The 12,285-nt window shown below is 40.0% G+C and carries 11 protein-coding genes; 2 read left to right on the top strand and 9 right to left on the bottom strand.

Translation table 11 applies throughout. The features are described from left to right. Positions 1-12: 12 nt before the first annotated feature. From AC0VZ5_RS03920 to argC, 4 genes are read right to left on the bottom strand one after another with little or no spacing between them, the layout of a single operon-like run. Entirely contained in the window at positions 13-1,215 is a 1,203-nt protein-coding gene (locus AC0VZ5_RS03920) for an argininosuccinate synthase (RefSeq protein ID WP_076920188.1), read from the bottom strand. Then, on the bottom strand, positions 1,212-2,144 hold the full coding sequence (locus AC0VZ5_RS03915; protein WP_010391031.1) for an ornithine carbamoyltransferase: 933 nt from the start codon (positions 2,142-2,144) through the stop codon (positions 1,212-1,214). Before AC0VZ5_RS03915 ends, AC0VZ5_RS03920 begins: the two co-directional genes overlap by 4 nt. A 7-nt stretch (positions 2,145-2,151) precedes the next feature. Then, complete coding sequence (gene argB, locus AC0VZ5_RS03910) at positions 2,152-2,919, bottom strand: acetylglutamate kinase (RefSeq protein WP_178955321.1); 768 nt, start codon at positions 2,917-2,919, stop codon at positions 2,152-2,154. Further along, complete coding sequence (gene argC / locus AC0VZ5_RS03905; RefSeq protein ID WP_475474377.1) at positions 2,916-3,929, bottom strand: N-acetyl-gamma-glutamyl-phosphate reductase; 1,014 nt, start codon at positions 3,927-3,929, stop codon at positions 2,916-2,918. Before argC ends, argB begins: the two co-directional genes overlap by 4 nt. Positions 3,930-4,150: 221 nt before the next feature. Here argC and argE point away from each other — a divergent pair, with 221 nt between their 5' ends. Continuing rightward, entirely contained in the window at positions 4,151-5,296 is a 1,146-nt protein-coding gene (gene argE, locus AC0VZ5_RS03900; RefSeq protein ID WP_475474376.1) for an acetylornithine deacetylase, read from the top strand. A gap of 249 nt (positions 5,297-5,545) precedes the next feature. Here argE and panP read toward each other — a convergent pair whose 3' ends face one another. After that, positions 5,546-7,171 carry a pyridoxal-dependent aspartate 1-decarboxylase PanP gene (gene panP, locus AC0VZ5_RS03895; RefSeq protein ID WP_010391026.1) on the bottom strand — a complete coding sequence of 542 codons (1,626 nt, stop codon included), beginning with the start codon at positions 7,169-7,171 and terminating at the stop codon, positions 5,546-5,548. A 259-nt stretch (positions 7,172-7,430) separates the two neighbouring features. Here panP and AC0VZ5_RS03890 point away from each other — a divergent pair, with 259 nt between their 5' ends. Continuing rightward, positions 7,431-9,299 carry a GGDEF domain-containing protein gene (locus AC0VZ5_RS03890; protein ID WP_290170989.1) on the top strand — a complete coding sequence of 623 codons (1,869 nt, stop codon included), beginning with the start codon at positions 7,431-7,433 and terminating at the stop codon, positions 9,297-9,299. Here AC0VZ5_RS03890 and trmB read toward each other — a convergent pair. The 4 genes from trmB to AC0VZ5_RS03870 are packed head-to-tail and all read right to left on the bottom strand — an operon-like array spanning position 9,296 to position 12,284. Further along, positions 9,296-9,967 (bottom strand): tRNA (guanine(46)-N(7))-methyltransferase TrmB, encoded by a 672-nt coding sequence (trmB, locus tag AC0VZ5_RS03885; RefSeq protein ID WP_475474373.1) that lies wholly within the window; start codon positions 9,965-9,967, stop codon positions 9,296-9,298. The genes AC0VZ5_RS03890 and trmB overlap by 4 nt on opposite strands. Further along, the gene (locus AC0VZ5_RS03880; protein ID WP_036956753.1) at positions 9,967-10,734 is read right to left on the bottom strand and encodes an ABC transporter permease; all 768 of its coding nucleotides are present in this window, start codon (positions 10,732-10,734) and stop codon (positions 9,967-9,969) included. The genes trmB and AC0VZ5_RS03880 overlap by 1 nt, the downstream gene beginning before the upstream one ends. Further along, complete coding sequence (locus AC0VZ5_RS03875) at positions 10,735-11,664, bottom strand: ABC transporter ATP-binding protein (RefSeq protein WP_178955309.1); 930 nt, start codon at positions 11,662-11,664, stop codon at positions 10,735-10,737. It lies immediately after the preceding gene. Next, positions 11,661-12,284: a flavin prenyltransferase UbiX gene (locus tag AC0VZ5_RS03870; RefSeq protein WP_178955307.1), complete on the bottom strand. Its 624-nt coding sequence runs from the start codon at positions 12,282-12,284 to the stop codon at positions 11,661-11,663. Before AC0VZ5_RS03870 ends, AC0VZ5_RS03875 begins: the two co-directional genes overlap by 4 nt. Position 12,285: the final 1 nt, after the last annotated feature.

Below are 12,285 nucleotides of genomic sequence, written 5' to 3'. Positions count from 1 at the left end.
GGGCATAAAAAGTTACTTTTTAGCTAGTGCTGAAATTCTGCTTGATAGCGAGAATAAACGAATAAAGCCTTCTGCGTGCGATTGGTCATAAACATCGTCTTCACCAAAGGTAGCAAAATCTTCGCTATATAAACTGTTAGGTGATTTTTTCTGAACCGCAGTGACTTGGCCTTTATAAAGCTTAAGTACCACTTCGCCCGTTGCTAGTGTAGACAGCGCTTCTGCACCGGCTAAAATAGAATCTTTTAGCGGCGTAAACCAACGACCGTCGTAGACTAAGTGTGAAAATTCACCACCGAGTACTTCTTTCCATTTACGGCTCGCTTTATCAAGTACTAACTCGTCTATTGCTTGAAGCGCCGCCATGATCACAGTACCGCCTGGCGTTTCATAACAACCACGCGATTTCATGCCAACTAAACGGTTTTCTACAATATCGACACGTCCCACACCATGAGGTGATGCAATATCGTTTAATTTAACTAAACAATCATAAGGTTTAAGCTCTTCGCCATTTACAGCAACTACTTCACCTTCAACAACCGATAAAGTGACGTGTTCAGCTTTATCAGGTGCTTGCTCTGGTGAGTTAGTCCAGGTCCATACTTGCTCACTTGGTTCACACCAAGGGTCTTCAAGTTCACCGCCTTCGTGAGAAATATGCCATGCGTTAGCATCACGACTGTAAATTTTAGTTGCTGACGCAGAACATGGAATGTCACGTTCAGCTAGGTAATCAAGCAATGATTCACGGCTTGATAAATCCCACTCACGCCATGGCGCAATCACTTTTAAATCAGGTGCGAGTGCGGCAAAACATGACTCAAAACGTACTTGGTCGTTACCTTTGCCTGTACAGCCGTGAGAAAGTGCATCGGCACCTACTTTACGCGCAATTTCTACTTGCGCTTTAGCAATAATTGGACGCGCCATAGAGGTACCAAGTAAATAAGTTCCTTCGTATATAGAACCCGTTTTAAGCGTTGGGTAAATATAATCGCTTACCATCTCATCTTTTAAATCAACCACATAACATTCAGATGCACCAGACGCTATAGCTTTCGCTTCTACGCCTTCAAGTTCTTCAGCGCCTTGGCCAACATCGGCAACAAAGGCAATAACTTCACAGCCGTAGTTCTCTTTTAACCATGGCACGATAGCCGATGTATCAAGACCACCTGAATAGGCTAAAACGACTTTTTTAATTGAACTCATAGGTGTTCCTTAACAAAATTTGGATTTAACAATGTAACTAATAGCGCATTTTGCGCATGCATGCGGTTTTCTGCTTGCTGTATAATTTTTGATGCAGGGCCATCCATTACCTCAGAAGTAATTTCAAACTCACGGTGTGCCGGTTGGCAATGTAATACCGTAGTTGCACCGGTTTTTTCTAACAATGCCTGGTTTAATTGATAAGGCATGTATTTTTCTTTTACTTGCTCAAGAGGAGTTGTATCCCCCATAGATACCCAGGTATCGGCGTAAACAACATTAGCGCCTACTGCAGCCTCAACCCTGTCACTTACCATTACAGAAGCGCCATTCATCGCTGCTATTTGCTCTGCTTTTTTAAGCACTTGCGAATCAGGTGAGCTGCCTTTTGGTGTTACAGCGACAAAGTCTGTTCCTAAAGTAGCGGCTAATAGCATTAATGAGTGCGTTACATTATTGCCCTCACCTAGGTAGGCAAGCTTTAACTGGCTAACATCACCATGTACTTCTTGTAGCGTTAAAAAATCAGCTAATGCTTGGCATGGGTGATATAAATCACACAAACTGTTAATCACAGGAACGGATGAATACTCACCGAGTGTCGTTAACGTACTGTGCTGATTAACCCGCGCAACAATCCCGTCTGCCCAAGTCGAAATATTTAAGGCAAAATCTTTTATTGATTCGCGGGCGCCCATTGCACCATTTTGTTGGTCAAGGTAAACCGCATGGCCCCCTAAACGGTTTATACCAATATCAAATGAAAGGCGAGTACGTAAACTTTGCTTTTCAAACAAAGTAACCACTGACTTACCAGCTAATACTTGGCTATATTTACTCGGGCTTTCTTTAATATCTTGCGCTAACTTTAATAAATTTAGTGCGCCTTGTTGGTCTAATTCTAGACCCGTTAAAAAATCTTTAAACATGTTCAACCTATGGTGTTACTTTAGTTCCGACATGCTCGCCTTGCAGCAAAGCAGTTAAGTTTTCTGGCTTTTGCCAGCTGGAAATGTACACACCGCGTCGTAAATGTTGGGCAGCGTGAAGACTGGTCTTAACTTTGACCTCCATCCCGCCCACAATTACTCCCTCTGCAATTAAAGTATCAATGTGTTTTGTGTCAAGTTGATGTAAAGGCTGCTTATTGGCATCAAGTACCGCCTCTACGTCCGTCATAAAAATAAGTTCTGCATTTAAATTATTTGCCATTGCGGCGGCTGCTTCATCTGCATTAACGTTGTATAACAAGCCCTGTTCATCAAAGCCGATAGAGCTGATGATTGGTAACCGGCCAACACTGAGTAAATCATCAATAATAGAATCAGCATTGTTGTGACATTGACCTACTTGACCCAATGCTTTTAATTTTTGCGAGGCGGTGATCCCTGCTTCATATAAACTTAACCCCACCGGCTTATGACCAACACTAATTGCTTGCGCCATGAGTTGTTTATTTGCCGCACCCGCAAGGGCTCCAACAATATAAGGCATCTGTTCTTTAGGGCTAATACGTAAACCTTGGTGTTTAGCACTGGCAAAACCAGCCTCTTTTAACCAGCTATCAACTAATGAGCCACCACCATGCACAATCACAAACTGAGCATCATCTTGCTCGTTGAGTATTTCAAATAATGCTTTAGCGGCATTTTCAGTATTGAGTACTGCACCACCGAGTTTAATAACCCACGTTTTACTGCTCATCTAAACGCTCCTATTAGACCTGTAGTGTGGGGAAGCCCCATTGATAAATTAATACATTGCAAAGCCTGACCAGCTGCCCCTTTTAATAAGTTGTCAATTGCTGCCATTACTATTAACTGTGAGCCTTGCTGCTGCCACGCAATATCTACATAAGGTTGTTTGGCCACCCCTTTAATCGAAGGGATTTTGCTGCCAAGCAAACGAATTAATGGCTCATCAACCAATACTTGATAAGCTTTAGCTACTTGCTCACTGGTCACACCCGGCTTTAATTGCACATAAATAGTTTCTAAAATACCGCGCGGAAAATTACCTAAATGAGGAGTAAATAACACCTCATGACCTAGATGCTGTTGTATTTCAGGCCCATGACGGTGATTAAACAAACCATAGGGTGCAAGTGATACCTCACAAAAATGAGTCCCTAGGCTGGCTTTACGCCCTGCGCCCGTTACGCCAGAAACCGCATTAATAATAATTTTTTCATCACTCAACAAACACGCTTGCTGAAGAGGTTTTAATGCATTTAATGCAGCCGTTGGATAGCAGCCAGCAACAGCAATTAGCTGAGCATCAGTAATGGCTTTACTATTCCATTCAGCAAGACCATATGCCGCTTGATTGAGTAGTTCTGGATGTTGGTGTTCAAAGCCATAATAAGTAAGGTAATCATCATTGCTTGCAAGACGATAGCCACCAGAAAGGTCAAATACCTTTTTACCCATCGCTAAAAACTGAGGCGCTAAATCCACACTTACTTTATGATCGGTACACAGGCAAACGTAATCTGCTGAATGAGTGATATCAGCAAGTGCATGTTCATTTAGTGGCTGCAGAGGTAAATCAAGTAATCCTAAATGCTCAGGATACAACTCACTAAGCAACTTATGTTTATCTAAACTTTGCGCTGATACATAACAACCAGTTAGCGAAAGAGTTGGATGTTTTGCTACTAAGCTAGCCAGTTCTGCGCCGCTGTAACCGCTGGCACCTATAATTACTACGTTCATTACTTACTCTTTATCTAAAATTAGTGACCACATTCCATGTTGTTTGTTTACACTAGGGTCTAACCCAGCCAAACAGATTAAATTTATGAGTGATAACTATCGTCGTATTATTTTCATGGCGTAACTTTAATATATTTATGCTTAAAAAGTGAATTGATATTCATCATAAATACTTTTATATTGTTATGCAATTAAAATGAATACTTATTTTGGAATTTTTTATGTCTCTGCCGTCATTTATTTCGATGTACCAGCAATTGATTGCTGCCCCCTCTATCAGTGCCATTGAAGATCATTTATGCATGAGTAATAAGGGTGTCATTGAACTCCTAGCGCAATGGTGTCAAAGCTTAGGTTTTACCTGTGAAATAATAGAATTAAAAGGCAACAAAGGCCGCTACAACTTATTAGCAAAACGCGGTCAAGGTGACGGCGGTTTAATGCTGGCAGGTCACACTGATACGGTGCCATTTGATGATAGTCGTTGGAATCACAACCCATTTAAATTAACTGAGCAAGATAATAAACTATATGGCTTAGGTAGCATTGATATGAAAGGTTTTTTTGCTTTTGTACTGCAGGCTATTAGTGAGCTTGATGAAAAGCAACAAACACAACCAATTTTAATATTAGCCACCGCAGACGAAGAAACCACTATGGCTGGCGCACAACAAATCTGTAAGCACCCAAATTTAAAGCCAAGTCGCTGTATTATTGGTGAACCTACTGATATGACTCCGGTATTTACTCATAAAGGTCATATGAGTACAGCAATAAGAGTTGTCGGCCGTTCAGGACATAGCTCAGATCCCGAACGGGGTCTTAACGCCATCGAAGTGATGCATAAAGTGATTACAAAATTGCTAATCTTAAAAGAACAACTTAAGAATAAATATTCAATAAATCACTTTGAAATTCCTCACCCAACGCTCAATTTAGGTAATATTCATGGGGGCGATAATGCAAATCGAATTTGCGGTTGCTGTGAAATGCACATTGATATGCGCCCTCTTCCTGGCTTAAGTGTACAAGAGCTGCAAGCATTGCTGCTTGATGCAACCTACGATATAAATCAGCAATACCCTAATTCGGTCAGCGTGATTGATTTACATGAGCCAATTCCAGCATTTACAGGAAGCACAGACAGCGCGTTAGTTAAACTAGCCGAAAATATAGCAGGGCAAAAAGCGGTGGCTGTTAATTACTGTACTGAGGCACCATTTATACAACAACTGGGTTGTGAAACCATCGTCATGGGACCGGGTTCAATTAACCAAGCGCATCAGCCCGATGAATATTTAGCGATGGAAAAAATAAAGCCTTCGCAACAAATTATCAGCAACCTAATAAAGGCGAGTTGCTTTTAATCAGTAACAAAAAAGACGCTATTAAGCGTCTTTTTTATAGCATTTATATTTAACCTGAACTCTGAGTAATAAATCTATCTCAAGCAGCTATTTTTAGCGCTAACTGCGTTGAATTTACTTGCAATAGGCTAGCTATTGACGCGTAAGTTCGCCTTGTTTTCACTGAAAATCTCTGGCTAGAGAAAATAAACATAAATATCATCTTTGATTCAATATGTTAGTAAATCTCTTAGCCAGAGTTCAGGTTAGTTACATATATTTTCGTAAATACTTTTTAAATACAGGGTCGGTTTGAGCTAGTTCTTTCTGCTCTTCTAATATCTCTTTTAATATTGCACCTGATGTAAGCGGATTCGCAAGCACCACTCTAAATACCACGGTTGGTTGGTTATCATATTGAACTGGCGTTAAACGTGTACGCGATACAAACGAGCGACCTGATTCACGTTGACGTTTTTGCATGCTTGCAGTAAAACGATTAAGCGCGGCAAAGATATCTAAACGGGTTTGTGCGTCGGCCTGTGCTATCGCATTTTTAATTTGCTTAGGGACATAACGATAAGTTAGCAAACATAGCTCAGGTTCTGATATTAATTCAAAGTCTTCATCTGCTTTTATCAAATCAGCAAAGTAACGGGCTTTTTTAATACTGCGATCGATAAGCATTTCATAGCCTTTACGACCAATAACACGTAAGCAAGCATGCACTAACATCGCCATACCAGGGCGGCTCCCCTCAAGGGTATGGCTGCCTAAATCTTTAGAGCCTTTACGTAAAATATATTCAGCATGGTGTTCGATGGCATCAGTTGCAGCAGGGTCTTTAAACAGCACCAAACCTGCTCCCATCGGTACATACATTTGTTTATGCGCATCAATGGTGATTGAATCTGCATGCTCAATACCTTTTAAAAGGTGCCTATGGGTATTAGAGAGTAAAGTAGCTCCGCCCCACGCCGCATCAACATGAAAGTGGCAATTAATCTCTTGTGCTAAATTAGCCATGTCTTCAAGTGGATCGATATTACCAGTTTCAGTCGTTCCGGCTACACCAATAATTGCCATCACTTTAATGCCTTGCGCTTCAAGCTCTAGCGCTTTTTCTCGCATAGCAGCTACATCAACTTTATTATCAGCCGATGTTTTAATACCAATTAAATTCTCACGGCCAATACCTAATAAATCAACCGATTTGCCTAATGAGTAATGACCTCGCTCAGAGATTAAAACCGCCAGTCCTTTGTAACCATAGTGGAGCATTCCCGCCACTAAACCTTGTGCAGCAATGCCTTTAAAGTTGCCATCCGCTTTCAATAAACGGTTGCGAGCAATCCAAAGTGCTGTAATGTTAGCTACTGTGCCACCAGAGCAAAATGCTCCTAAAGAGGTTTTTGCACTGTGCATCCATTTAGAATAAAAGCCATCATTTTGTCCATAAGCTAAATGATGCATCATTCCTAAAACTTGACGCTCTAATGGGGTAAACGCTTTTGAGGTTTCTATTTTTACAAGGTTTTGATTTAGCCCGACCATTAATTTCGATAACGGCAGTAAAAAATGTGGCAGAGCAGATGTCATGTGACCAATAAAGCTTGGCGCTGCGGTATGTACAGAATGAGCAACCAGCTGTTCCATAATATCTTGGGCATAGCAAGACACAAACGTTGGCTCTTCAGGGATAGCCGCCGATTGAAAATCTTTTTCTATTTCATGTAATGGTTTTTCAATTGCCGCGATATTTTCGTTTAAGAAACCTGCTAAATTACTCGAAATTTCAAGCTCTATTTTGCTCAAAGTTGAGTCAGGGGCCTCTGGAACGGTAAATATCCGTTTAAGGCTTTCTTTAGAGGCGACGGCACAACGCTTTTGATCCATCTTCATACCTAGTGTGTGACTAAAACACCTGTTAGTTTGTAAAACACGCTAATTTAAGGTGTTTTTAAGCAACGGCATTTCTAAAAAATTGCGCTAACTTTACTGCAATATGACAAAAATGTCTCGTTTTAAGCCATAAAAGACAATACAAAATAGATAACATTTCACTATTTTTTATATTTAGTACAAAGGGTAATTAAAATATTGGGCATTTATAATTTTTAAGTATAATAAATCTAACAAAAAATAAGGATGTTACATGCTAAAAGGAAATCTAAAATTAACTCGGTTGGCGCTCGGTACCGTCTTTTTTTTAGTCAGCTTAATAATTTACAGTTACTACACCTACACTGCCATCAATAATGATGTTATACGCAGCATTGATAATCGTTTATTAAATGCAGCCACCAGCGTAAAGTACATTTTAGGTAGTGATTATCACGATAAAGTAGCGCAAGAAATTAGCTTTTCAAGCTATCAAAATAAAGCTGACCAGCTTTCGGCGTTGGCCAATGATTTAAATATAGATTATTTATATTCAATGGTACTGATTGATGAGAATGTTTATTTTACTGCCTCTAGTTACACTCAAGATGATCAAAATAACGGTAAAGTTACTCAGTTTTTAGATCTTTACCCCGAAGCCACGCCCATCAACATAGCTGCATTTTTATCAACATCCCCTATTTTTGAAACCTCAACAGCGCATCGCGGCCATTCTAAAACAGTATATATTCCTCATCTGGCAAAAAATGGCAGAACCTATATTACAGCTGCAGATATTAGCGTTGATAAAATTAGCAATGCGTTAAAAACAGACTTATATCAATCTATGTTTCATTTTTGCTGCGTAATTATTATTTTATTAATAGTTTATATTCTTTATTACTATGGAGTACGTCGTTCATTAATGAGCGACCATGCAAGCGGATTTGAAAATCATATTGCCTTAGAAAAACGGCTAAAAAAAAGCAATGAACATCATTTACAAATTGCGATTATTTTAGTGAACGAAATTGATAATATCAGCCGTTTTTTTGGCACAAAAACAGCCGATGAAGTGATGAAAAAGCTGCTCACTCACTTTAAGCAGCAAGCCCGTTTGCACGCACGTATTTATCGTATTGCAACTAATAAACTCGCTATTTTGACTGATAAAGAAACTCCCTTTGATGAGCTATATAGCATCATCCAGTCACATGATAAAAATATACCGTTTTTAAATCAGCCTTTTATTTATATTACCCTTAACGCTGGTGTAGCTAGAGGCAATAAGTCATTACTGCTTAAGAATGCTCATATTGCGTTACTGCAATCTAAGCAGGGCGATCAGAGCATAGTTAACTACTGTGAGGCAATTAACGACGCTAAATCTCTATATTTATATAATGTTGAAATAGCAAAAGAAATTCGTGAAGCATTTGATGCTCATCGTGTTGTTCCTTACTTCCAGCCGGTTATAAATACTCATACCGATGAAGTTATTAGGTATGATTGCTCACCGAGAATAGTCACTTCACAAGGGGAGATTTTAACCCCTGATACCTTTGCAAATGCACTAGATAGACTGCGTATGAATGGCATGTTAACCCATACCCTATTTACTCAATGTGTTTCACGTTTTCGTAAATCGGCAATTTGTTGGGAGCTAACAGTGTGCGCTGAAAACATTGCTGATCCCACTATTTATGATCATATTGCCTATGAACTTCATCGCTATCCTAATCCTGAAAATATCACTATTTCAATTTTAGAGTCGCAGGTTATTTCACATTACTACGAAATAAAGTCATTTATCGCAATGGTAAAAAGTAAGGGAGCAAAGGTGGTGATGCACTGCTGGGGTAATGAGTTTATTAATACCCTCAATACGTTAAAAGTGGAGGTTGATGGTATTAAACTCGATGGTGCAATCACAAAGCAGCTGTTAAATGATGCAAATACGTCGCTATTTATAACCTATATCGCTGATACAGCTCAGCAGCTTGAACTTGAATTGGTTATTGAAGCGGTAGAAAGTAATACAGTTGCAGAGTTGCTCAGCCAGCTAAATGTAACGCTGATGCAAGGTAGCTACCTTGGCAAATCAACGCCACATGTTACTGACTTTAAAAAAGCAATGAATTAGTTATTAAGATTAATGGCTAGTCGGTGGCTTTGCTGACCACTGGCCCAGTACTTACGCTCAAAAGGGGTAATTGCTTCGTCTGATTCAAACAACGCGGTTTGACAAGGATACCCAGCTAACTCAAGCGCTCTGGCAAACTCTTTAACATAGATATCCCAGTTACTGCGCACTTCAAGCAAACCACCTAATTTAACAATAAAGGGGAAGATAGCAGCCCCATGCCAGCGCCGCTGAATGTGCTTAGACTTAGGCCACGGGTTTGGGTATAGCAAATAATGATGAGTAGGCCGCCAATTAGCAGCGACAGCTAAACGCCAAAAATCATTTAAGTCAGCTTGCACTAAAATGTAATGACCACTCTCAGTTTGTTTATACTCAACATCATGCTTATCAAGTCGGTGAGATGACTTATCAATGCCCACAACTAACGCATCAGGATGACGTTTCGCTAAATTAGCAGTGCTTTCGCCAACGCCACAACAGGAGTCTAGAATAAGCGGTCCATCAAAGGCTTGCACCTTAGCATTAACTTCATCAAATGCGGTTTGAGTATGCGCTGCAATTGGCTTTTTAAACTCGGCTTGTAAGTGTTTATTAACTATTTCATCAAGCTTTTCATGAAGTCCCGCTTGATTAGATACAATACTACGTGAATTTGCATCGCTCATCAGTGTCTTAGCCCCACACCTTTTTTAATTAGCGTCAGTGCTAAAGTAAATAATACGCTGATAAACACCAACAACACCGCAATCGCAACCGTTAAATCAACATCAGAAACACCTAAAAATCCGTATCTGAATGCGTTAACCATATAAATGATCGGGTTTATTTGCGATACCATTTGCCAAAAATCAGGCAGTAAAGTGATTGAGTAAAACACCCCGCCTAAATAAGTTAGAGGCGTTAAAATAAAGGTCGGAATAATACTTATGTCATCAAAGCTGTTTGCATAAATAGCGTTGATTAACCCGCCCAAGGCAAACACCGCCGAGGTAAGAATAACAGTGGCCATAATCACAAAAATATTATGTATTTGTATATCTACAAAAAATAAAGAAACGCACGTTACAATAAAGCCCACCATAATGCCTCGGGTCATGCCTCCGCCCATATAACCCAACACAATGATGTAATTAGGCACAGGTGCAACCAATAACTCTTCAATACTTTTTTGAAACTTAGTTGAGTAAAAGCTCGAAGCCACATTCGAGTAAGAGTTTGTTATAACTGACATCATAATAAGGCCAGGAACAATAAACTCCATGTAACTAAAGCCGCCCATATCGCCAATACGCGAGCCTATTAAGTTCCCAAAAATAACAAAATATAAGCTCATAGTAATCGCTGGCGGCACTAAGGTTTGCACCCAAATACGCAAAAAGCGAATACACTCTTTAATCCAAATACTTTTTAAGGCTACGCCATATTTAAACATCTATTCGCCCCGCCCTTGCTCTAATAAACCTACAAATAATTCTTCTAATCGATTTGCTTTATTACGCATGCTTAGCACAGTATTACCTTGTTCGGTTAACGCGCTAAATACAGCATTAAGCCCTTGTGATTTAGCCACCTCAACTTCAATGGTGTGATCATCAGTCATGGTAAAATTATACCCTTCAAGCGTCACCGGATTGGTAGGCTGTTTTAAATCCAATACAAAGGTTTCTTTGTCTAATTTAGCCAACAAGGCTTTTATGGTGGTGTTTTCAACTATACGGCCGGTATCAATTATAGCGATGTTTTTACACAGTAGTTCGGCTTCTTCAAGGTAGTGAGTGGTTAAAATAATGGTCACGCCTTGTTCGTTGATTTGTCTTAAAAACTCCCACATTGAGCGGCGCAGCTCTATATCAACGCCCGCAGTTGGTTCGTCTAAAATAAGTAACTTTGGTTCATGCATTAAGGCGCGTGCAATCATCAAACGACGCTTCATACCACCAGAAAGGGTACGCGCTTGCTTATCTTTTTTCTCAAGTAGCCCAAGTTGTGCTAAGTACTTGTCAGCACGTTTGTGCGCTTCGCCGCGCGGTACACCGTAGTAACCTGCTTGATTAACGAGTATTTGGCTTAGGGTTTCAAACTGACTGAAGTTAAACTCTTGTGGCACTAAGCCCAAGTTGGCTTTCGCCGCTTCAAGGTCGGTATCAATATCATGACCAAATACTTCAACTTTACCTTTGGTCTTATTTACCAAAGAAGATATCACCCCAATAGTGGTTGATTTACCCGCTCCATTTGGACCTAACAGTGCAAAAAAGTCACCTTCATGCACTTGTAAATCAACGCCTTTTACTGCCTCAACCCCATTTTTGTAAACCTTGGTAAGGCCTTCAATATTTAAAGCAATATTTTGCTTATTCATTTTTTACCCTCACCATAACCCCAGCGCTTTGTGAGATTATGTTCAATATTTAAATGATCTAAAATTCGCGCCACCATAAAATCAACTAAGTCTTCTATGCTTTGTGGTTGATGATAAAAACCAGGTGCAGCGGGCATGATAGTGACCCCTAAACGCGACAATTTAAGCATATTTTCTAAGTGAATTTCGCTAAACGGGGTTTCGCGTGGCACTAAAATAAGTTGACCTCGCTCTTTTATCACCACATCGGCGGCGCGCTCTAATAAATTATCTGATGCGCCGACTGCAATCGCAGACACAGATCCTGCGCTACATGGACATACTACCATTTTTTTCGGCGCTGCAGAGCCCGAAGCTACAGGGCTGAACCAGTTATCTTTGCCAAATACCTTTAATTGTTCGCTCTTGGCGTTAAATAATGCACTTAACTGCTCGGTAGCTTTATCTTCATTCCCTGATAACTTTATATTAGACTCGGTATCAAAAACTACACGCGCGGCACTTGAAATAAGCACATACACTTGAAATTGTTGTTCAAGTAACACTTCCAACAGCCTTAATCCATATGGTGCGCCTGATGCGCCACTAAATGCTAAGGTAATTGTATCTTTAAATTGCACA

This window comes from Pseudoalteromonas sp. QJM3NY_12 (assembly GCF_056173165.1).
Note: the sequence above shows the minus strand (reverse complement) of the source record. Positions and strands in the feature narration are given on the sequence as shown.

Bases quoted from the DNA above. Each gene is read 5' to 3' on its own strand.
- AC0VZ5_RS03920 (WP_076920188.1), bottom strand. From the start codon at position 1,215: ATGAGTTCAATTAAAAAAGTCGTTTTAGCCTATTCAGGTGGTCTTGAT.
- AC0VZ5_RS03915 (WP_010391031.1), bottom strand. From the start codon at position 2,144: ATGTTTAAAGATTTTTTAACGGGTCTAGAATTAGACCAACAAGGCGCA.
- argB (WP_178955321.1), bottom strand. From the start codon at position 2,919: ATGAGCAGTAAAACGTGGGTTATTAAACTCGGTGGTGCAGTACTCAAT.
- argC (WP_475474377.1), bottom strand. From the start codon at position 3,929: ATGAACGTAGTAATTATAGGTGCCAGCGGTTACAGCGGCGCAGAACTG.
- argE (WP_475474376.1), top strand. From the start codon at position 4,151: ATGTCTCTGCCGTCATTTATTTCGATGTACCAGCAATTGATTGCTGCC.
- panP (WP_010391026.1), bottom strand. From the start codon at position 7,171: ATGGATCAAAAGCGTTGTGCCGTCGCCTCTAAAGAAAGCCTTAAACGG.
- AC0VZ5_RS03890 (WP_290170989.1), top strand. From the start codon at position 7,431: ATGCTAAAAGGAAATCTAAAATTAACTCGGTTGGCGCTCGGTACCGTC.
- trmB (WP_475474373.1), bottom strand. From the start codon at position 9,967: ATGAGCGATGCAAATTCACGTAGTATTGTATCTAATCAAGCGGGACTT.
- AC0VZ5_RS03880 (WP_036956753.1), bottom strand. From the start codon at position 10,734: ATGTTTAAATATGGCGTAGCCTTAAAAAGTATTTGGATTAAAGAGTGT.
- AC0VZ5_RS03875 (WP_178955309.1), bottom strand. From the start codon at position 11,664: ATGAATAAGCAAAATATTGCTTTAAATATTGAAGGCCTTACCAAGGTT.